Annotated in this window: 20 protein-coding genes, 1 tRNA gene and 1 pseudogene; 19 read left to right on the top strand and 3 right to left on the bottom strand. The window is 40.2% G+C overall.

Annotation, left to right across the window (positions count from 1 at the left end; genetic code table 11):
• Window positions 1-12: 12 nt before the first annotated feature.
• The 13 genes and pseudogenes from vex2 to HMPREF9189_RS08270 all read left to right on the top strand — a co-directional run bounded on the left by vex2 (window position 13) and on the right by HMPREF9189_RS08270 (window position 12613).
• Entirely contained in the window at window positions 13-660 is a 648-nt protein-coding gene (gene vex2, locus HMPREF9189_RS08325; protein WP_000173736.1) for an ABC transporter ATP-binding subunit Vex2, read from the top strand.
• Window positions 661-710: 50 nt separating this feature from the next.
• A complete protein-coding gene (gene vex3 / locus HMPREF9189_RS08320; RefSeq protein WP_000903001.1) occupies window positions 711-2090 on the top strand; it encodes an ABC transporter permease subunit Vex3 in 1380 nt (459 codons plus the stop codon).
• Between the two features lie 142 nt (window positions 2091-2232).
• The gene (gene vncR, locus HMPREF9189_RS08315; RefSeq protein ID WP_000697932.1) at window positions 2233-2889 is read left to right on the top strand and encodes a response regulator transcription factor VncR; all 657 of its coding nucleotides are present in this window, start codon (window positions 2233-2235) and stop codon (window positions 2887-2889) included.
• The gene (gene vncS, locus HMPREF9189_RS08310) at window positions 2886-4214 is read left to right on the top strand and encodes a sensor histidine kinase VncS (protein WP_000831383.1); all 1329 of its coding nucleotides are present in this window, start codon (window positions 2886-2888) and stop codon (window positions 4212-4214) included. The genes vncR and vncS overlap by 4 nt, the downstream gene beginning before the upstream one ends.
• A 138-nt stretch (window positions 4215-4352) precedes the next feature.
• Window positions 4353-5234, top strand: coding sequence for a class II fructose-bisphosphate aldolase (locus tag HMPREF9189_RS08305; RefSeq protein WP_001019007.1), 882 nt, complete (start codon window positions 4353-4355; stop codon window positions 5232-5234).
• Between the two features lie 232 nt (window positions 5235-5466).
• The gene (locus HMPREF9189_RS12640) at window positions 5467-7689 is read left to right on the top strand and encodes an N-acetylmuramoyl-L-alanine amidase family protein (protein ID WP_000654315.1); all 2223 of its coding nucleotides are present in this window, start codon (window positions 5467-5469) and stop codon (window positions 7687-7689) included.
• Window positions 7690-8085: 396 nt separating this feature from the next.
• Window positions 8086-9078 carry an ATP-binding cassette domain-containing protein gene (locus HMPREF9189_RS08295; protein WP_001240782.1) on the top strand — a complete coding sequence of 331 codons (993 nt, stop codon included), beginning with the start codon at window positions 8086-8088 and terminating at the stop codon, window positions 9076-9078.
• Window position 9079: 1 nt separating this feature from the next.
• Entirely contained in the window at window positions 9080-9898 is an 819-nt protein-coding gene (locus HMPREF9189_RS08290; RefSeq protein ID WP_000240151.1) for an ABC-2 family transporter protein, read from the top strand.
• A gap of 1 nt (window position 9899) precedes the next feature.
• A complete protein-coding gene (locus tag HMPREF9189_RS08285) occupies window positions 9900-10685 on the top strand; it encodes an ABC transporter permease (RefSeq protein ID WP_000760728.1) in 786 nt (261 codons plus the stop codon).
• Window positions 10681-10752 (top strand): annotated as a pseudogene (locus HMPREF9189_RS12320) (GNAT family N-acetyltransferase); the annotation flags it as partial. The gene HMPREF9189_RS08285 and the pseudogene HMPREF9189_RS12320, both read left to right, overlap by 5 nt.
• Before the next feature lie 49 nt (window positions 10753-10801).
• A tRNA-Thr gene (locus HMPREF9189_RS08280) sits at window positions 10802-10874 on the top strand.
• A 294-nt stretch (window positions 10875-11168) separates the two neighbouring features.
• Window positions 11169-12068, top strand: coding sequence for a DUF6287 domain-containing protein (locus tag HMPREF9189_RS08275; protein ID WP_001034433.1), 900 nt, complete (start codon window positions 11169-11171; stop codon window positions 12066-12068).
• A 227-nt stretch (window positions 12069-12295) separates the two neighbouring features.
• On the top strand, window positions 12296-12613 hold the full coding sequence (locus HMPREF9189_RS08270) for a hypothetical protein (protein WP_000734664.1): 318 nt from the start codon (window positions 12296-12298) through the stop codon (window positions 12611-12613).
• Window positions 12614-12643: 30 nt separating this feature from the next.
• Here HMPREF9189_RS08270 and HMPREF9189_RS08265 read toward each other — a convergent pair whose 3' ends face one another.
• Window positions 12644-14443 (bottom strand): N-acetylmuramoyl-L-alanine amidase, encoded by a 1800-nt coding sequence (locus HMPREF9189_RS08265; RefSeq protein ID WP_000722527.1) that lies wholly within the window; start codon window positions 14441-14443, stop codon window positions 12644-12646.
• Window positions 14444-14482: 39 nt separating this feature from the next.
• A complete protein-coding gene (locus tag HMPREF9189_RS08260; RefSeq protein WP_001222588.1) occupies window positions 14483-15391 on the bottom strand; it encodes a LysR family transcriptional regulator in 909 nt (302 codons plus the stop codon).
• A 41-nt stretch (window positions 15392-15432) separates the two neighbouring features.
• On the opposite strand from HMPREF9189_RS08260, the gene HMPREF9189_RS08255 reads away from it, so the two are divergent.
• From HMPREF9189_RS08255 to HMPREF9189_RS08245, 3 genes are all read left to right on the top strand, one after another.
• Window positions 15433-15726 carry a YqgQ family protein gene (locus HMPREF9189_RS08255; protein ID WP_000678349.1) on the top strand — a complete coding sequence of 98 codons (294 nt, stop codon included), beginning with the start codon at window positions 15433-15435 and terminating at the stop codon, window positions 15724-15726.
• On the top strand, window positions 15723-16103 hold the full coding sequence (locus tag HMPREF9189_RS08250) for a rhodanese-like domain-containing protein (RefSeq protein WP_000158122.1): 381 nt from the start codon (window positions 15723-15725) through the stop codon (window positions 16101-16103). Before HMPREF9189_RS08255 ends, HMPREF9189_RS08250 begins: the two co-directional genes overlap by 4 nt.
• Before the next feature lie 86 nt (window positions 16104-16189).
• The gene (locus HMPREF9189_RS08245) at window positions 16190-16429 is read left to right on the top strand and encodes a hypothetical protein (RefSeq protein WP_001088137.1); all 240 of its coding nucleotides are present in this window, start codon (window positions 16190-16192) and stop codon (window positions 16427-16429) included.
• A gap of 40 nt (window positions 16430-16469) precedes the next feature.
• Here the strand turns inward: HMPREF9189_RS08245 and HMPREF9189_RS08240 are convergent, their stop codons facing one another.
• Window positions 16470-17195, bottom strand: coding sequence for a 16S rRNA pseudouridine(516) synthase (locus HMPREF9189_RS08240; RefSeq protein WP_001235071.1), 726 nt, complete (start codon window positions 17193-17195; stop codon window positions 16470-16472).
• 160 nt (window positions 17196-17355) lie between these two features.
• Between HMPREF9189_RS08240 and typA the strand changes: the two genes are divergently transcribed.
• From typA to murD, 3 genes are all read left to right on the top strand, one after another.
• Window positions 17356-19197: a translational GTPase TypA gene (gene typA / locus HMPREF9189_RS08235; protein WP_000164116.1), complete on the top strand. Its 1842-nt coding sequence runs from the start codon at window positions 17356-17358 to the stop codon at window positions 19195-19197.
• 19 nt (window positions 19198-19216) lie between these two features.
• Window positions 19217-19471 carry a DUF3165 family protein gene (locus tag HMPREF9189_RS08230; RefSeq protein WP_000262659.1) on the top strand — a complete coding sequence of 85 codons (255 nt, stop codon included), beginning with the start codon at window positions 19217-19219 and terminating at the stop codon, window positions 19469-19471.
• Window positions 19472-19588: 117 nt separating this feature from the next.
• Window positions 19589-20941 (top strand): UDP-N-acetylmuramoyl-L-alanine--D-glutamate ligase, encoded by a 1353-nt coding sequence (murD, locus tag HMPREF9189_RS08225; RefSeq protein WP_000863069.1) that lies wholly within the window; start codon window positions 19589-19591, stop codon window positions 20939-20941.
• The last annotated feature ends 1 nt before the right edge of the window (window position 20942 follow it).

Genomic DNA, 20942 nt, shown 5'->3' with positions numbered 1-20942 from the left:
GAAGGAGAAATCATGACTTTATTACAATTGCAAGATGTTACCTACCGTTATAAGAACACTGCTGAGGCAGTTTTATATCAGATCAAGTATAATTTTGAACCCGGAAAGTTTTATAGTATCATTGGTGAGTCAGGAGCAGGAAAATCCACTCTCTTGTCCCTACTGGCTGGTCTAGATAGTCCTGTTGAAGGTTCTATCCTTTTCCAAGGAGAGGACATTCGGAATAAGGGATATTCCTATCATCGCATGCACCATATTTCCCTGGTCTTTCAAAATTATAACTTGATAGATTATCTTTCTCCGCTGGAAAATATCCGCTTGGTCAACAAAAAAGCAAGCAAGGATACACTTCTTGAACTTGGTTTGGATGAAAGTCAGATCAAGCGGAACGTTCTCCAGTTATCAGGTGGTCAACAGCAACGTGTTGCTATTGCTCGCAGTTTGGTCTCAGAAGCTCCAGTTATTCTAGCTGATGAGCCAACAGGAAATCTGGACCCTAAAACTGCTGGAGATATTATCGAACTGCTCAAGTCACTTGCTGAGAAAACAGGTAAATGTGTGATTGTCGTCACCCACAGTAAGGAAGTGGCACAAGCGTCAGATATTACACTTGAATTGAAGAATAAGAAACTGACTGAAACTCGCAACACTACTAAATAAGATGAGCTTGTTTTGATAGAATTATTAAATCAAATCTAGAAAGGGAACCTATGTTACACAACGCATTTGCCTATGTTACAAGGAAGTTTTTCAAATCGATTGTTATCTTCCTGATTATTCTCCTCATGGCGAGCTTGAGTTTGGTCGGCTTGTCGATCAAGGGAGCTACAGCCAAGGCTTCTCAGGAGACCTTTAAAAATATCACCAATAGCTTCTCCATGCAAATCAATCGTCGCGTTAATCAAGGAACGCCACGTGGTTCTGGGAATATCAAGGGTGAGGATATCAAAAAAATCACCGAAAACAAGGCCATCGAGTCTTATGTTAAACGCATCAATGCTATCGGAGATTTGACTGGATATGACCTGATTGAAACGCCAGAAACCAAGAAAAATCTCACTGCAGACCGTGCCAAACGGTTTGGAAGCAGTTTGATGATTACAGGTGTTAATGACTCCTCAAAAGAAGATAAGTTTGTCTCTGGCTCATATAAGCTGGTTGAAGGTGAGCACCTAACCAACGACGACAAAGACAAGATCCTCATGCACAAGGACTTGGCTGCTAAACACGGCTGGAAAGTCGGAGATAAGGTCAAACTAGACTCCAATATCTACGATGCAGACAATGAAAAAGGTGCCAAGGAAACAGTCGAAGTGACAATCAAGGGACTCTTTGATGGTCACAATAAGTCGGCAGTAACCTACTCACAAGAGCTCTACGAAAACACAGCTATCACAGACATTCACACTGCTGCAAAACTTTATGGATACACAGAAGACACAGCTATTTATGGGGACGCAACCTTCTTTGTAACAGCAGACAAGAACTTGGATGACGTCATGAAAGAGTTGAATGGTATAAGTGGTATCAACTGGAAGAGCTACACACTTGTGAAGAGCTCCTCTAACTACCCAGCTCTAGAGCAATCCATCTCTGGTATGTACAAGATGGCCAATCTCCTCTTCTGGGGTAGCTTGAGCTTCTCAGTCCTTCTCCTTGCACTCTTGCTTAGTCTTTGGATCAACGCCCGTCGCAAGGAAGTGGGAATTCTCCTCTCTATCGGTCTCAAGCAGGCAAGTATCTTGGGACAATTCATCACCGAATCTATCCTGATTGCCATCCCTGCTCTTGTTTCTGCTTACTTCCTAGCCAACTATACAGCCCGTGCAATCGGAAATACTGTTCTTGCCAATGTCACTTCAGGTGTTGCCAAGCAAGCCAGCAAGGCTGCTCAAGCCTCTAATCTTGGTGGTGGTGCAGAAGTAGATGGCTTTAGCAAGACCTTGTCGAATCTAGACATTTCCATTCAGACATCAGACTTTATCATCGTCTTTGTCCTTGCCTTGGTTCTAGTCGTTCTTGTTATGGCGCTTGCTTCAAGCAATCTCCTTAGAAAACAACCAAAAGAGCTCTTGCTCGATAGTGAATAAAAAACTTGCTACCTATTCTCCCCTAAATGGGGTATAATATAGGTAGCATTTTTATCTATTTTGCCTTGATAGGAAGAGGTCTTATCAAGGCAAAATAGAAAGATTAACAAGAAATTTAAAGGAATGTGAAACGTTTTTTTCTATGAAAATTTTAATTGTAGAAGATGAGGAGATGATCCGTGAGGGGATCAGTGACTATTTGGCGGATTGTGGCTATGAAACCATTCAGGCAGCGGACGGCGAGGAAGCCCTAGAACAATTTTCCAGCTATGAAGTAGCCTTGGTTTTACTGGATATCCAGATGCCCAAGCTCAATGGTTTAGAAGTCCTAGCTGAGATTCGTAAGACCAGTCAGGTTCCTGTCTTGATGCTGACTGCCTTTCAGGATGAGGAATATAAGATGAGTGCTTTTGCTTCGCTAGCAGATGGCTATCTGGAAAAACCCTTCTCCCTCTCCCTCTTAAAAGTGAGGGTAGACGCGATTTTCAAGCGCTACTACGATACGGGACGAATCTTCTCCTATAAGGATACCAAGGTGGATTTTGAGAGCTATAGTGCAAGCATAGCAGGTCAAGAAATAGCCATCAATGCCAAAGAGTTGGAAATTTTGGACTATCTGGTAAAAAATGAAGGACGGGCTTTGACTCGATCTCAGATAATCGATGCCGTTTGGAAGGTGACAGATGAGGTTCCCTTTGACCGTGTTATTGATGTTTATATCAAGGAACTACGGAAAAAGCTAGACTTGGATTGTATCCTCACTGTGCGCAATGTTGGTTATAAATTGGAGCGAAAATGAAACGAACAGGTTTATTTACAAAGATATTTATCTATACCTTCTCAATTTTTAGTGTTCTGGTTATTTGCCTTCATTTAGCTATTTATTTTCTTTTTCCTTCGACTTATCTGAGCCATCGTCAGGAAACCATTGGTCAGAAAGCGACAGCCATTTCCCAGTCCCTAGAAGGAAAGGATAGGCAAAGTATCGAGCAAGTGTTAGAATTGTATTCCCAGACTAGTGATATCAAGGGGGCCGTCAAGGGAGAGATGACCGAGGACAAGTTAGAAGTCAAGGACAGTCTTCCTCTGGATACAGACCGCCAGACTACCTCTCTCTTTATCGAGGAGCGTGAGGTGAAAACGCAAGATGGTAGCACCATGACTCTGCAATTTCTAGCTTCGATGGATTTGCAAAAGGAAGCAGAGCAAATTAGCCTCCAGTTTCTTCCCTATACCTTGCTGGCATCGTTTTTGATTTCCCTCTTGGTAGCCTACATCTACGCTCGAACCATTGTTGCCCCGATTTTGGAAATCAAGCGGGTAACCCGTCGGATGATGGATCTGGATGCTCAAGTGCGATTGCGCGTGGATTCCAAGGATGAGATTGGTGATCTCAAGGAACAAATCAATAGCCTTTACCAGCATCTCTTAACAGTTATTGCCGATTTGCATGAGAAAAATGAAGCCATTCTCCAGCTGGAAAAGATGAAGGTCGAGTTCTTACGAGGGGCCTCTCATGAATTGAAAACACCTCTGGCTAGTTTGAAAATCCTAATCGAAAATATGAAAGAGAATATCGGTCGTTACAAGGATAGGGACCACTATCTGGGAGTAGCTTTGGGGATTGTGGATGACCTCAGTCACCACGTTCTTCAGATACTTTCTCTTTCTTCTGTTCAAGAATTACGAGAGGAGAAGGAGAACATTGACCTACTCCAGATGACGCAAACTCTGGTTAAGGATTATGCTTTGTTAGCTAAGGAAAGAAAAGTTCAGATAGAGATTAGCCTGACCCATCAGCAGGCTTACATAAACCCATCTGTGATGAAACTGATCCTATCTAATATCATCAGCAATGCTATCAAGCACTCCATTCCAGGGGGCTTGGTTCGTATCGGAGAGAGAGAAGGGGACATCTATATCGAGAATAGCTGTAGTCCAGAAGAACAAGAAAAATTGGCCCAGTCTTTTTCTGGCAATGCTAGTCGCAAGGCCAAGGGTTCAGGAATGGGACTCTTTGTGGTCAAAAGTTTATTAGAACACGAGAAATTATCTTATCATTTTGAGATGCAAGATGATCGTTTGACCTTCTTCATGTCTTATCCTAAAATAGCCCAAGATTAAGAGAAGAAAGGGTTTGCATATATTGAGCTATAAGAAATTCAATCTAAAGCATGGGAAAAACTAGCTTTTTTTGTCAAAAAGTGATAAAATGAACAATGTAAATGGGATGTCCCAAAAAATATATAGGAGGCCTGACAAATGGCAATCGTTTCAGCAGAAAAATTTGTCCAAGCAGCTCGTGACAACGGTTATGCAGTTGGTGGATTTAACACAAACAATCTTGAGTGGACTCAAGCTATCTTGCGTGCAGCAGAAGCTAAAAAAGCTCCAGTTTTGATCCAAACTTCTATGGGTGCTGCGAAATACATGGGCGGTTACAAAGTATGTAAACTTCTCATCGAAAACCTTGTAGAATCAATGGGAATTACTGTACCAGTTGCTATTCACCTTGACCATGGTCATTATGAAGATGCACTTGAATGTATCCGAGTTGGTTATACTTCAGTTATGTTTGACGGTTCACACCTTCCAGTTGAAGAAAACCTTGAAAAAGCTCGTAAAGTTGTAGAATTTGCCCATGCAAACGGCGTATCAGTAGAAGCTGAAGTTGGTACTATCGGTGGTGAAGAAGACGGAATCATTGGTGATGGCGAATTGGCTCCAATTGAAGATGCTAAAGCAATGGTTGCAACTGGTATTGACTTCTTGGCAGCTGGTATCGGTAACATCCACGGTCCTTACCCAGCAAACTGGAAAGGTCTTCACCTTGATCACTTGCAAAAATTGACAGAAGCAGTTCCAGGCTTCCCAATCGTATTGCATGGTGGTTCAGGTATTCCTGATGACCAAATCCAAGCAGCTATCAAACTTGGTGTTGCGAAAGTTAACGTTAATACTGAATGCCAAATCGCATTTGCTAACGCAACTCGTAAATTTGTTGCTGAATACGAAGCAAACGAAGCAGAATACGATAAGAAGAAACTCTTTGACCCACGTAAATTCTTGAAACCAGGTTTCGAAGCAATTACAGAAGCTGTTGAAGAACGTATCGACGTATTCGGTTCAGAAGGTAAAGCTTAATCTAGCTGAACAATACATACAGAACCTGCCCATTGGGTGGGTTTTTTGTGTGGTAAAAATAAATGATATAGACTTTGTATTATGCCTTTGATATAATTAATTTAGCTTAAAGGTAAATATCAAGTTTTTTTATAAATTTCGACTTTTAATGTGTGGTACTATATAGTTTTAAAATTTGATAAAGTTACTAGCTAGTTTTAGTATATTAAAATTATTGGAGTTTAGGTTAGAGATGAAAGATAATATCGTAAGTTTTTTTCAGTATTTTTTTTGGAAAAGAAAAATTAAAGAGATTCATACTCACAGTGAGGATAGTGTTAGACGAGTGTTTAGGTCTATTGCACAGAATGGATTTGATTATTATGGTGAGTCAGTACCTTATGGACGGGCTAAGTGGTTTATTGAGTCAGAAAAAGAATTTTATAATGAATTCTCTAATACTGAATTTGAATATTTTGGTTATTCTCCGGTTAGAAGTTTAAAGGAAGAAGATTTCAAAGAATATGGTTTACTCTTGACCCAGTATGGAATTTTCGAAAAAATGCAAATCATGGATCAAGAAAGGTGTAATGTACAATTTTTTCCATTTTCTAATTTATGGAAAGTAGAGGTAGATGATAATGAACAGTTAGCATTTTACTATCCATATGGGATTATTAAACGTTTGAATGTCTCGAATAGTTTGAACTATGTTGTTAGAGAATTGAATGAATTAATTGCCTCTGGTTATACAAATGATGTACAAGTTGAAAATTTAAACTCACAGTTATTGAAAATTGGTAAAAAGAATGTTAATTCAACTACCTTTAGAAGAGGAACTGAAATAGGAGTTGTTTCTTGGATTCTTTTAAAAACTCGTACAGTATTTAAAGATATTCAATTAAATCGTATTGTTAACAATGATAAGGGAGGACATGGCTTTGCGGCTGAGTATGCCAACAATACAATTGATAAACTAAGATATCCTTTTAAAAAAGTGGAACTGGTGGGGCAAGGAAATGAGTTAAATGGAGCGGATAGAAGAGTTGGGAATCAATTAATCCAAACCAAATATTATAAAGATGCAAGGGAGAGTGTAAATGCGGCATTTGATTCTAGTAATAATGGAATGTACAAATATAAAGATATGCAACTTGAGGTCCCTAAGGATCAATATGATAGAGTGCTAGAAATATTTGGAGAAAAAATTAGACAAGGAAAAGTTGAAGGAGTAACTAACCCAGCTGAGGCTAAAAATATCGTCAGAAAAGGACGTATTACCTATGATGAGGCAAAGAATATAGCACAATCAGAAAAATTAACATCACTTAAATATGATGCAATTAATGGAGCTATTAATTCATTACCTGGTGTAAGTATTAGTTTTGTAATTGTTTTTGCTCATGCTAAATGGTCAGGAGCAGAAACCAAGGATGCTGCATTGATGGCTGGTAAAGCAGGATTACGAACCCTAGCTATGGGAACGAGTATCTATGTTGCGTCACAGCAATTTGCAAAAATATTTACAAAACAAATTAATGATTATTTTGGAAAAAAAATTACAGCTGAAGTAGTTGCAAGAAGAGCTGCACCGGTTATATCGTTTGCTGTTATTATCACACCAGATATCTTTAATGCCCTAGTAGGAAAAATTTCCTCACAACAACTCTTAAAAAATGTAGCAGTCGCTGGAGGTGGAATGCTTGCAGTTGCAGGTGCAGGTGCAGTTGGTGGTGCAATTGCTGGACCTTTTGGAGCAGCTGCAGGAGCAATTATTGGTGGTATTGCAGGAGAATTTGGTGTTAAACTCATTGCGGATCAATTTATAGAAGACGATCGTGTGGAAATGTTTGCTCAATTAAAAGAAGAATTTATTGATCTTGTGATGGTAATTTCTTTATCTCAGGAAGAATTTAATAAAATACAAGAAGCTGTCTTTAATGAACATTTAGAAGGTTTATTAAAAAATATGTTCCAGAAAAAAGAGAACAGTCGAAATTTTGCTAAAGAATTTGTTGAGGAAAAAGTTAAATCTGTCATAAAAGATAGAAAACGAGTTGAATTGAAGGAAATTATTGAGGCAGTTCAAGTAATAAATGATGTTCAAAACTCATCGGAATCAGGATGGACACAAAATGATGGTGCTTGGTACTATCTAAATAATAGCGGTTCTTTAGCAAAGGGTTGGATTCAAGATAATGAACATTGGTACTATCTAAGTGAAGATGGAGCCCTAGTAACAGGTTGGTTTCAATATAATGATGTCTGGTATTACTTGAAAGATAATGGAGCTATGGCGACAGGTTGGATTCAAGATTTAGGGAAATGGTATTATTTAAATGAAGACGGATCAATGGTAACAGGTTGGTACCAAGTTGGCGAAACATGGTATTATTCATATTCTTCAGGAGAACTCGCAGTTAATACTACCATAGACGGGTATAGAGTCAATGAAAATGGGGAATGTGTTGATTAAATTGAATATTTGAGGTAAAATCATTTTTAATACTAGCCTGCCAATTAGGCAGGTTTTTTATGTTTTAAGGAGACTATTAAGCCAGAATTTTGGACTAATACTATTCGAAAATCTCTTCTAAGCAGGTCAGCTTCGCCTTGCCGTACTCAAGTACTGCCTACGGCTAGCTTCCTAGTTTGCTCTTTGATTTTCATTGAGTATAAAAATACCACTTTAAGAGAAAAATCTCTAATTTCATAATCTGTAGGCAAACGCTTGCATTCTATTTTTTATTGGACTATAATAGGTTGGTATAAAGCCTTCTGTAATAATATTGAGAAGATGTAGAAAGTAAGGATTTAGAATATCTGTAGTTATAAATACAATGTTGCTATTCCTTGCTATAGGGAGAGATTTATGGCAATGATAGAAGTGGAACATCTTCAGAAAAATTTTGTGAAGACAGTTAAGGAACCGGGGTTGAAGGGGGCTTTGCGCTCCTTTATTCATCCTGAAAAGCAGATCTTTGAAGCGGTCAAGGATTTGACCTTTGAAGTTCCAAAGGGGCAGATTTTAGGATTTATCGGGGCAAATGGTGCTGGGAAGTCAACCACCATCAAAATGCTGACAGGGATTTTAAAGCCGACATCTGGTTTTTGTCGGATTAATGGCAAGATTCCACAGGACAATCGCCAAGACTATGTCAAGGATATTGGGGTTGTCTTTGGACAACGCACCCAGCTATGGTGGGATTTGGCACTGCAAGAGACCTACACGGTTTTGAAAGAGATATACGATGTGCCAGACTCGCTCTTTCATAAGCGCATGGACTTTTTAAATGAAGTCTTGGATTTGAAGGAATTTATCAAGGACCCCGTGCGCACTCTTTCACTGGGTCAACGGATGCGGGCGGATATTGCGGCTTCCTTACTTCATAATCCCAAGGTTCTCTTTTTAGATGAACCGACCATTGGTTTGGATGTGTCGGTCAAGGACAATATTCGTCGGGCAATTACTCAGATCAATCAAGAGGAAGAAACAACCATTCTCTTGACCACTCACGACCTGAGCGACATTGAGCAACTTTGTGATCGGATTTTCATGATTGACAAGGGGCAAGAGATTTTTGATGGAACGGTTAGCCAGCTCAAGGAGACCTTTGGCAAGATAAAGACTCTTTCTTTTGAACTGGTACCAGGTCAAAGTCATCTCCTTTCTCACTATGAAGGTTTTTCGGATATGACCATTGATAGACAAGGAAACAGCCTCAATATTGAATTCGATAGTTCCCGCTACCAGTCGGCTGATATTATCAAGCAAACCCTGTCTGATTTTGAAGTCCGTGATTTGAAGATGATGGATACAGATATCGAGGATATTATCCGTCGCTTCTATCGAAAGGAGCTCTAAGATGGTCAAATTGTGGAGACGTTATAAACCCTTTATCAATGCAGGGATTCAGGAGTTGATCACCTATCGAGTCAACTTTATTCTCTATCGGATTGGCGATGTCATGGGGGCTTTTGTGGCTTTTTATCTCTGGAAGGCTGTCTTTGATTCTTCGCAAGAGTCTTTGATTCAGGGCTTTAGTATGGCAGATATCACCCTCTACATCATTATGAGTTTTGTGACCAATCTTCTGACTAGGTCAGATTCGTCCTTTATGATTGGGGAGGAGGTCAAGGATGGTTCCATTATCATGCGCTTGTTGAGACCAGTGCATTTTGCGGCTTCTTACCTCTTTACCGAGCTTGGGTCCAAGTGGTTGATTTTTGTCAGTGTCGGACTTCCTTTCTTGAGTGTGATTGTCTTGATGAAAATCTTATCTGGGCAAGGGATGGTAGAAGTGCTGGGATTACCTGTCCTTTATCTTTTTAGCTTAACTCTGGCTTATCTGATTAACTTTTTCTTTAATATCTGCTTTGGATTTTCAGCCTTTGTGTTTAAAAATCTATGGGGTTCCAATCTACTCAAGACTTCCATAGTGGCCTTTATGTCTGGAAGCTTGATTCCCTTGGCTTTCTTTCCAAAGATTGTTTCAGATATTCTGTCCTTCTTGCCTTTCTCATCCTTGATCTACACTCCGGTCATGATCATTGTTGGAAAATACGATGCCAGTCAGATTCTTCAGGCGCTTTTGCTACAGTTCTTCTGGCTCTTGGTGATGCTTGGCTTATCTCAGTTGATCTGGAAACGAGTCCAGTCATTCATCACTATTCAGGGAGGTTAGTATGAAAAAATATCAACGCATGCATCTGATTTTTATCAGACAATACATCAAGCAAATCATGGAGTACAAGGTTGATTTTGTGGTTGGTGTCCTGGGAGTTTTTCTGACCCAAGGCCTGAACCTCTTGTTTCTCAATGTCATCTTTCAACACATTCCATCCCTAGAAGGCTGGACCTTTCAAGAGATAGCTTTTATTTATGGATTTTCTTTGATTCCCAAGGGACTGGACCATCTCTTTTTTGACAATCTCTGGGCATTGGGGCAGCGCTTAGTCCGAAAGGGAGAGTTTGACAAGTATCTGACGCGTCCTATCAATCCTCTCTTTCACATCCTCGTCGAGACCTTTCAGATTGATGCCTTGGGCGAACTATTGGTCGGTGGAATCTTGCTAGCGACTACGGTATCTAGCATTGCTTGGACTCTTCCCAAATTCCTGCTTTTCCTAGTTTGTATTCCTTTTGCGACATTGATTTATACTTCCTTGAAAATCGCGACTGCCAGTATCGCTTTTTGGACCAAGCAGTCAGGCGCCATGATTTACATTTTCTATATGTTTAATGATTTTGCTAAGTATCCGATTTCTATTTACAATTCGCTTCTTCGCTGGTTGATAAGCTTTATCATCCCCTTTGCCTTTACAGCCTACTATCCTGCCAGCTATTTCTTGCAGGATAAGGATGTCTTTTTTAATATCGGTGGTTTGATTCTGATTTCCCTTGTCTTCTTTATCATTTCCTTGAAACTATGGGACAGGGGTTTGGACGCCTATGAAAGTGCGGGTTCGTAAGTTAGAAATCTTTCCTGAACTTTGGGATAAAAGCAATCCTTGCTTGATTTGGGTTAAGAAATTGTGAAATTTTCTCTTGACAATCGTTCTCAGAGTGCTATACTAAAAGGGTAATCGCCGATTTAGCTCAGTTGGTAGAGCAACGCACTCGTAACGCGTAGGTCACAGGTTCAAGCCCTGCAATCGGCAGAATCAAGAAGTCCAAACGGGCTTCTTTTTTTGTAACTATAGGAAAGGTGGAACGTTTGAGATAGGTTCTATTTAACGTCTGAAACTCCTGCTTATAAATAAAAACTAAAATTTATATTTTGTGGTATAATATATATTAATAAGCACTTGTTTTCGTTCCGTTTTAGAGGACTATAGGCTGTTAATCATTCTAGAATTTTTTGCATAGGTTTTCTAAAAATTATAAAAATCCATGGATAATAACGAATGAAGTCTCGCAAGCTTGGCTGAATATAAATCAAAAAGGAGAAAATTATGAATAAGAAAGAATGGGTAAAACAATTTGAGGAGGCGAATGGCCGCAAGCCGACTGCATCAGAATTAGCAGAGGCGCAGTCAACTAAAAAGTTTGCGAGAGGAACTATAAACATTAAAATCTATATTGGGTTAGTCCTCGGTATTTTGGTTGCTATAATCCTAGTAAGTGTTTTCTCGCATTCTCTGATTGGAAAGAAAGAGTCAAATCAAGCATCGTCTGCTGTTTCAACTACAGAGTCAACAAGTCAATCGTCTACAAGCCAAGGAAAAACAGATGAGACTGATAAGGATAAACAAGAGGAAATTCAGAAACTCAAGAATCAACTGACTGCTTTAGATACCAAAATTACGGAAGCAGAAGCACTTGTTAGCAAGTTGAAGAAAGAAACTACCGTTCCAAAACTAGATATTGAAGCAATCAAGAACAATGATCTGTCTAGTTTAGAAGGTACTTGGCGTAGTCAATCTGGTAATGAATACATTATCAATGATTCTGGAGAAGTACGTGCGACTTGGTTTACAAATGATCAAAAGTACGAATCTGTAGTTGGATTAAAGGTATCAAAAGGACAAGATATTCGTAATCCTGAGACAGCTTCTATCAGTGCATGGGTAAAAGATTCTGTTGCTGGAGGATTTGTAGTAGTAGCTGTGCCAAGTGGAGTAGTTATGCAACCTGCTGATGACGGAAAGATTACGGATAAAAGCAATCATGCTGAGGAAAGACTACTTTCTGGGCAAGAGTATGGATCGATGTTAATGAAACCAGAAAAGGTTTATTATCGTGTGAAACCAGATACCAGCAAACTTGAGGAAGCAGAAAAGAACTTAGCTCAACTACAAGCAGACCGTGAATCAATCAAATCTTCTCTAGAGTCAAAGGAAAAGAAAAACTAGATGGTATTCGTTCAAAAATACTGTTACAATCGGCAGAATCAAGAAGCCTTAATTAGGCTTCTTTTTTTGTTGTCGGTAATATTCAACCACTTAGACTGAGATAGAGACCAGATAGGCAAAAGAGGTTGTTCTGGGGGAAAACCTCTGCTATAATGATTTTTGTAAGGGGCGTGAAGGGTTGGTGCCAGACAACTCAAATTCCTAAAAAAAGAAAATGGAGACAAAAAATGAAAAAATTATTGGGGCTTGTATTTTTAGTAGCAGCAGCGCTAGTATTGTATTTCGGATCTGTTGGCTGGCCAAGTTTGGATGTCAACCTCTGGTCACTCATTCCAGTGGGATTGTTCCTCTATTTCACTCTAGAAAATCTTTTGAAAAAAGACTACAAGGCTAGTCTTATGTGTCTAATCATTGCTTTTATTATTGCAAATGCTATTTTTGATATTTTACCAATCTCAAGTGGTTTGGTAATTGGTGCCGGTGTTCTAACATGTGTAGGGCTTGGCTACCTCTTTCCTGATAAAGATAAACAAGAAGATAAATAAAAAGTCTCGAGAAACCTCGAGACTTTGTTTTTATGTACCAGCGTAATATTTTTGGATTCCTTTCACAATACCTGCGACTAGTCTATCTTGGTATCGATCATCACGAATACGTTGATTCTCAGTGAAATTATCCATATAGCCAAGCTCCAGTAGGACGGCTGGTTTAGCTGTTTCGCGTAGTACGGCAAAGCTACTTTCCAATAAGCCAGCATCCTTGGCTCCTGTTTCTGCTAGGAGAGAGGAGTGGATAGCAGCAGCGAGGCGTTTGCTTTCACTCACACGATCAGGATGGTTGTGCCAGTATGGATTAATCTTACTTGGATAATCAGGTTCATCTTTATAGGAGTAGGTTTGAATACCGCTCGCTTTTGAGTATGCGCTACCAGTTGCATTGAAGTGAATACTGATAAAGATGTCAGAGTTGGTTTTATTAACCATACGAGAACGTTCGGTAACAAAATCAACGTCAATATCACTATCACGTGATGTGAGGACAGTATAACCTAATTCTTCTAGTTTCTTACGCAGTTTGCAATAGATTTGCATATTGAGATCTTTTTCGGCTACATTGTAGTAGAAGGCGCCAGAATCTCGACCACCGTGTCCAGGATCTAGGAAGATAGTTTTACTGTATTGACCTTTTACAAATCCACCCTCAGTTGAAACTTCAGAAATCCATTGGCCGTATTTTTGGAACAAATGTTCCTTTCCATCTATCTTGTAGGTTCCTGAAACATAATGTCCGCTATCGTCCAAATAGTAACGAGCCTTGTAATAGTCGTCGTAAATCCACTCATTCTTGGCCATATAGCCACCAGACTTGAGGTAGTATGCCCCAATCCACTCCTGATTTGCATAACGGCCATCCGCTTTTAGATAGAACCAGCTATTGTAGGATTTATCAAAAATCCACTCTTTTTCCGCCATGGTTCCACTGGCTTTGAGGTAGTAGCTTCCTTTCCATTTATTGGAAAGCATGACTCCATTTTGTTTAAAAGCATACCAAGAACCATTGATTTTCTCCCATTTGTCTTGGCTATATTTCCCATATTCATTAGCATAATACCAATTTTCATTGATTTTCACCCAAGAGTTTTCTGCCATGGCCCCGCTACTGTCAAGCAGGTAGGCACCAATGGTTGTCTGGCTGAGCATCACGCCGTTTTTATCAAAGTAGTACCAAGAACCGTTGATTTTCTCCCACTTGTCTTGCGAGATTCTGCCAGATGGTGTGACATAATACCAATTTTGGTCTAATTTAATCCAACCCTTTTCTGCCATAGCTCCGCTTTTTGTGAGAAGATAGCCGTCAACGGAGGTGTTGCTGAGCATGCTTCCAGTTTGGTCAAAATAGTACCAAGAGCCGTTAATTTTTTTCCAACTGTTCTGAGCTAGTCGTCCAGAGGAATCAGCATAGTACCATTGATTGTCCAGTTTGGTCCAGCTATTTTCTATCATAACCCCATCTTGGCCAAAGGCATAACCTTTGTAGATAGTAGAATGAAGACGATTACCATCTTGATCGAAGTAGTACCATTTGCCTTGGATTTGTTTCCAGTTCACTGCTGGTTGATCATCTTGGTAAAAGCGCCAGTTTTGATTTTCTTGGTACCACCCTTCTTTTTGGGGCTTGTCTTCTTGCACATCTACTTTCGGAAGAGTTTCTGATTTAGAGTTTTCCTCAACACTCGATTCTTTCTTTTCTTCTTTGGCAATTGATTCCTTGACAGCAGATGTGGATTGAGTTGTATTTTCTTCTCCTAAGACGGATGCGGGTGCTAATCCTGCGATTGAAAGGATTAAAGCACTGGTCAGTAGTATCTTTTTCACTTTCTATTCCTAACTTTTTCTTTTTCTCTTTATTTTTTATCAATTATCAAACTGAACTTCTTCTAGTAGATACTCGATAAAGCGTTCGCCCATCTTAGACAGGCTGGTTTTTTCATGCTGGATATAGACCAGCTCAATGGGATCATCTATGTCCAGCGGAATGGAAACGATATTGTCTCCGTTGAGGTTGCTGTTCAAAATCCCTGTTGCAATCGTGTATCCGTCCAAACCAATCAAGAGATTAAAGAGGGTAGCACGGTCACTGACTACGATGGATTTCTTGTGGTGCTCTTGTGAAAGAATCTCCTCTGAAAAGTAGAAGGAGTTGTGAGTCCCTTGGTCATAGCTCAGGTAAGGGAAGTTCTCCAAATCTTCTAGTTTAACCTTATCTTTCTTTGCCAGAGGATTGGTCTTGCTGACAAAGATATGCGGTTGTGCTGTAAAGAGATGGTGGGCCAAGAGGTGGTTGTCATCCAGCATTTTCGTTAAAACATCACGGTTATAACTGTTCAAAAAGAGGACACCGACTTCACTACGAAAGTTCTTGACATCGTCGATAATCTCCCAAGTCCGAGTTTCACGAAGGAAGAGCTCGTATTTTTCCATATCACTTTTCTTGAGCAAGGAGACAAAGGCATTAACTACAAAAGCATAGTGCTGAGAGGAAACGCTGAAAAGTTCGCGGTGGGCGACAGGATTTTTATAGCGTTCTTCCAGAAGCTGAGTTTGCTCGACAACTTGACGGGCATAGGAAAGAAACTCCATCCCATCCCGGGTCAAGGTAATGCCCTTGGGATTACGAATAAAAATTTCAATACCCATTTCATTTTCCAAGTCTCGAACGGCATTAGAGAGACTGGGTTGGGTGATAAAGAGTTGCTTGGCTGCTTCATTCATAGAGCCAGTTTCGACGATTTTGATAATATAGTGTAATTGTTGAATTCTCATGCTTTTATTGTACCACACTTGGTGAAGAATGAGCAAAGAAGATGAAGGGAAGAGAGGAAAGCACCAAACTGGTATTGAAAAAAAGTCTAAAATCTGTTAGAATGAAAGCTATGAAAACATTCTATGATGTGCAGCAATTTCTCAAACAGTTTGGCATTATTGTCTATGTGGGGAAGCGCTTGTATGATATTGAACTGATGAAGCTTGAACTCTCTCGGATCTATGATGCCGGTCTGATGGACAAGCTAGATTACCTAGAAGCGGAAGCTGTTCTCCGCAGGGAGCACAAGATAGAATTAGACTACATAGAGAAAAATGGAGATAAGAACTTATGACAATTTGGATTGTTTGGGGAATCGTATTGGCAATGGTGGCATGGATGGGTTATAACTACCTTCGTATTCGTCGTGCGGCTAAGATTGTGGACAATGCAGAGTTTGAAGCCTTGATTCGGAAAGGACAGTTGATTGATGTCCGTGATGCAGCAGAATTTCACAGAAAACACATTCTTGGTGCGCGCAATATTCCTTCAAGTCAATTGAAGTCAAGCCTTGCAGCCCTTCGTAAGGATAAACCTATCCTTCTCTACGAAAACCAACGCGGACAACGAGTGACCAATGCAGCACTTTATCTGAAAAAACAAGGTTTTTCTGAGATTTATATCCTTTCTTATGGGTTGGATTCTTGGAAAGGGAAAGTGAAGACTAGCTAAGATTCTTTAAAAAACTGTCGAATGATAGATAAAGCTAGTATCTTAAGGTATCATCATTTATAATAAATTTAAGGAGATTTTATAATATGAATTCACAACAAAAGAAAAAACCTTCACTTATTTTAGGTATCTTATCTATCGTCCTTGGTTTGCTATTTCCAATAGTAGGTCTGATTTTGGGGATCATAGGATTGGTCTTGGCTTTTTCATATCAAAAAGAATCTCAATTAGCCTATAAAACAGAAAAAATTCTGAATATTGTAGGACTTGTGGTTTCTGTACTTAACTGGATTGTAACCGTCGCAGTATTTTTAATTTTAAGATAAGCAATAAACAAAAAGCTTTAAACATAAAGCTTTTTTTGTTTTATCGACTCATCTCTAAATAGATTTTAATAATTTCTAATTCTTCTTGGTTTAAGAATCGGTATTGCCCTTCTGCAAGCTCTGAATCTAACGTAAAATCACCGAACTGAACTCGTTTGAGAGAGACAACTTTGACACCAACCGAGAAAAACATTTTTTTCACCTGATGAAATTTTCCTTCTGAAATGGTGATGGTGGCTTGACTAGAGGAAGGACTTGAGGACAGAATTTCTAGCGTTGCAGGTTTACAAGTGGTTCCGTCTAAAAAGACGATTCCTTCCTTAAACCGCTGGATATGGTCTGGGGTGAGCGGTCCGTTTACCACCACTTGATAGGATTTATCGACATGGTACTGGGGATGGAGGAGTTGGAATCCTAAAGGTCCATTGTCTGTCAAAAGCAGCAGTCCCGTCGTATCGCGGTCTAATCTGCCGATAGCATAGATCTGGTCAGACTGAATGTCAGGTGAAAGGAGGTCCATGACGGTTGGTAGGTTCTTATCCCTGCTAGCTGTAACGACTCCGTTTGGCTTATGAAGCATGAGGTAGTTGTGCTCGTATCCTTGAATCTGCCGTCCTTGAAAGACTAATTTCTGTAATCCAGTGTCAACATTTTGAGAGAGGAAGCGAGCTGGACACTCATCCACTAGGATTTCTTTTTTCAGAAGTGCCTGTTTCATAGCCTTGCGACTGATCTTTTCTTGGGCTAATAATCTATCTAAACGCATACCAGCTTATCTTATCATAAGTCTCTGACTTTGAAAAGAGTTGCCTTGACTATAAAAGCGGAGTGAAAACATTTACACTTGCTTGAATTATGTTATTTACTTGAAAATATGGTATAATTGCTCAGTTAGAAAATAAATTTTGAATATTATAGAGGAAATCATGACAAAATTAAGAGAAGATATCCGTAACATTGCGATTATCGCCCACGTTGACCACGGGAAAACAACCCTCGTTGACGAATTATTGAAACAATCTGAAACTCTTGATGCACGTACTGAATTGGCAGAGCGCGCTATGGACTCAAATGATATCGAGAAAGAGCGTGGAATTACCATCCTTGCTAAAAATACAGCCGTTGCCTACAACGGAACTCGTATTAATATCATGGACACACCAGGACACGCGGACTTCGGTGGAGAAGTTGAGCGTATCATGAAAATGGTTGACGGTGTTGTCTTGGTCGTAGATGCCTACGAAGGAACCATGCCACAGACTCGTTTCGTATTGAAAAAAGCCTTGGAACAAGACCTTGTTCCAATCGTGGTTGTCAACAAAATAGATAAACCATCAGCTCGCCCAGCAGAAGTAGTGGACGAAGTCTTGGAACTCTTCATCGAGCTTGGCGCAGATGATGACCAGCTTGATTTCCCAGTTGTTTATGCTTCAGCTATCAACGGAACATCTTCCTTGTCAGATGATCCAGCTGATCAAGAAAAAACAATGGCGCCAATCTTTGACACCATCATCGACCATATCCCGGCTCCAGTGGATAACTCAGATGAGCCTTTGCAGTTCCAAGTGTCACTTTTGGACTACAACGACTTCGTAGGTCGTATCGGTATCGGTCGTGTCTTCCGTGGTAGTGTGAAAGTTGGGGACCAAGTTACCCTTTCTAAGCTAGATGGTACAACGAAGAACTTCCGTGTAACAAAACTCTTCGGTTTCTTTGGTTTGGAACGTCGTGAAATCCAAGAAGCTAAAGCAGGTGACTTGATTGCCGTATCCGGTATGGAAGATATCTTTGTTGGTGAAACTATTACTCCGACGGATGCCATTGAACCTCTTCCAATCCTACATATCGATGAACCAACCCTTCAAATGACCTTCTTGGTAAATAATTCACCATTTGCAGGTCGTGAAGGGAAATGGGTGACTTCTCGTAAGGTAGAAGAACGCTTGCAAGCAGAATTGCAAACAGACGTTTCCCTTCGTGTTGACCCAACGGACTCACCAGATAAATGGACTGTTTCAGGACGTGGAGAATTGCACTTGTCAATCCTGATTGAAACCATGCGCCGTGAGGGTTATGAACTTCAAGTATCTCGTCCAGAAGTTATCGTAAAAGAAATTGACGGTGTTAAATGTGAACCATTTGAACGTGTTCAAATCGATACTCCAGAAGAATACCAAGGATCTGTTATCCAAAGCCTTTCTGAACGTAAGGGTGAAATGTTGGATATGATTTCAACTGGTAATGGTCAAACTCGTTTGGTCTTCCTTGTTCCAGCGCGTGGTTTGATCGGATACTCAACTGAGTTCTTGTCAATGACTCGTGGTTACGGTATCATGAACCATACCTTCGACCAATACTTGCCACTCATTCCAGGTGAAATCGGTGGACGTCACCGTGGTGCTCTCGTTTCTATCGATGCTGGTAAGGCAACAACTTACTCTATCATGTCGATTGAAGAGCGTGGTACGATCTTTGTCAACCCAGGTACTGAGGTTTACGAAGGAATGATCATCGGTGAAAATTCTCGTGAAAACGACTTGACAGTTAACATCACTAAGGCCAAACAAATGACCAACGTTCGTTCAGCTACCAAGGACCAAACAGCTGTTATCAAGACACCTCGTATCTTGACCCTTGAAGAGTCTCTTGAATTCTTGAATGACGATGAGTACATGGAAGTAACGCCTGAGTCTATCCGTTTGCGTAAGCAAATCCTTAACAAGGCAGAGCGTGAGAAAGCCAACAAAAAGAAAAAATCAGCTGAATAAGAGCTAGAAAGAGATAAAGATGGTCTATTTAATCATAGGGATACTCTTATTACTACTCTATGTATTTGCGACACCCCAAAGTATCAAAGGAACAGTCAACATCGTTATCTTGGTCTTTGTAGTTGTTGCACTCTTGATTTTGCTGATGTTGTCCATCTTGCAAATCTTCCAATTACCGACAGAATTCTTTGTCACAATAGCCATGCTTGCCCTCGCCTACTTTAGCTTGAGAGACATTACGCTCATGCCTGTAAAAAAGGGTAAAAGAAGATAAATAGAAAGAGAGCTTCGGCTCTCTTTTTTAATGTCAGAATGAGGACTAGAGCATTTTCGCTTAGTATTATTTCCATAAAAATGGTAAAATAGTAGGAGTAGAAATGGAGTTTGAGACATGAAAGTAATCGATCAATTTAAAAATAAGAAAGTACTTGTTTTAGGTTTGGCTAAGTCTGGTGAGTCTGCAGCCCGTTTGTTGGACAAGCTAGGTGCCATTGTGACAGTAAATGACGGCAAACCTTTTGAGGAAAATCCTGCTGCGCAAAGTTTGCTAGAAGAGGGAATCAAGGTTGTCACTGGTGGGCATCCTTTGGAATTGTTGGATGAAGATTTCGCTCTGATGGTGAAAAATCCAGGTATTCCGTATAGCAATCCCATGATTGAAAAGGCATTGGCAAAGGGAATTCCAGTCTTGACTGAGGTGGAATTAGCTTACTTAATTTCAGAAGCGCCAATTATCGGTATTACAGGTTCAAATGGGAAAACGACCACAACGACTATGATTGGAGAAGTTTTGACTGCTGCTGGACAACATGGTCTCTTGTCAGGGAACATCGGTTATCCTGCTAGCCAAGTGGCTCAAACTGCAACAGCCAAGGACACACTTGTCATGGAACTTTCTTCTTTCCAACTGATGGGCGTTCAAGAATTCCATCCTGAAATTGCGGTTATTACCAACCTCATGCCCACTCATATCGACTATCATGGTTCTTTTGAGGCCTATGTGGCGGCTAAGTGGAATATCCAAAATAATATGGCAGCAGCTGATTTCCTTGTCTTGAACTTTAACCAAGACTTGGCAAAAGAATTGGCTACCAAAACACAGGCTACTGTTGTACCATTTTCAACAAAGGAAAAGGTTGATGGAGCTTATCTTGAAAATGGTCAACTCTACTTCCGTGGGGAAGTGGTCATGGCAGCTAGTGAAATCGGTGTTCCAGGTAGCCACAATGTAGAAAATGCCCTTGCGACCATTGCAGTAGCCAAGCTACGTGGTGTAGATAACCAAATCATCAAGGAAACTCTTTCAGCCTTTGGTGGTGTCAAGCACCGTCTCCAGTTTGTGGATGAAATCAAGGGGGTCAAATTCTATAACGATAGCAAGTCAACCAATATCTTGGCTACTCAAAAAGCCTTGTCAGGATTTGACAATAGTAAGGTCATTTTGATTGCAGGTGGTTTGGACCGTGGCAATGAGTTTGACGAATTGGTTCCAGATATTACTGGGCTCAAGAAGATGGTCATCCTCGGTCAGTCTGCAGAACGTGTCAAACGGGCGGCAGAGAAGGCTGGTGTGACTTATGTAGATGCGACAGATATTGCTGATGCGACCCGCAAGGCCTATGAGCTTGCGACTCAAGGAGATGTAGTCCTTCTCAGTCCTGCAAATGCTAGCTGGGATATGTATGCTAACTTTGAAGTACGTGGAGACCTCTTTATCGACACAGTAGCGGAGTTAAAGGAATAAT

This window comes from Streptococcus sp. oral taxon 071 str. 73H25AP, from assembly GCF_000146755.1.
Lineage (GTDB): Bacteria > Bacillota > Bacilli > Lactobacillales > Streptococcaceae > Streptococcus > Streptococcus oralis_T.
Note: the sequence above shows the minus strand (reverse complement) of the source record. Positions and strands in the feature narration are given on the sequence as shown.